This window comes from Vibrio sp. 1249-1, from assembly GCF_033340495.1.
In genome coordinates, this window is the sequence record NZ_JAWOWJ010000920.1 from 1 (window position 1) to 571 (window position 571).

1 protein-coding gene is annotated in these 571 nt (G+C 45.7%); it reads left to right on the plus strand.

Annotation, left to right across the window (positions count from 1 at the left end):
• Window positions 1-484: methyl-accepting chemotaxis protein (locus R7Z50_RS29690; RefSeq protein WP_318150040.1), on the plus strand; the 484-nt coding region annotated here is incomplete at its 5' end.
• Window positions 485-571: the final 87 nt, after the last annotated feature.

Below are 571 nucleotides of genomic sequence, written 5' to 3' on the forward strand. Positions count from 1 at the left end.
TCTAAACGCAGCAATCGAAGCGGCACGCGCCGGAGAGCAAGGTCGTGGCTTTGCGGTCGTTGCCGATGAAGTGAGAAATCTGGCCTCACGTACCGCCGAAGCCACCAGCAACATTGAAAGCATCATTTACCAATTTCAGCAAGGCAGCGAAGAGTCTCTGTCGTCGGTCGATCATGTTTGTCAATTTGCTCATCAACGTTCACTGGATGTCGAAGCGCTGTCTGAAACCATGCACAATGTTGTAGACGAGATGCATCAAGTGCTGAAACACGCAGAAAACATCCAACTGCAAACTCAAACCACCTCGGATGTCAGCAAGCACATTCAATCGAAAATCGACGTGATTACTTTGCACGCGAACGACACGTCTCAATCTGCCTCTCATACACGGGATATCAGTGTCGATTTAGAAGAACTTTCTGAGCGTTTAGAGCAATTACTTAACCAATTCACCCTTTCTGAGCAACAAAGGGCGAATAAATAGGAAATTTCTCGCGTCCAAATTGAATATAAAGGTTGAAGCTGACGAATTGACGGGTAATATGTCCCATTGAATCTGTAAAATTCTATC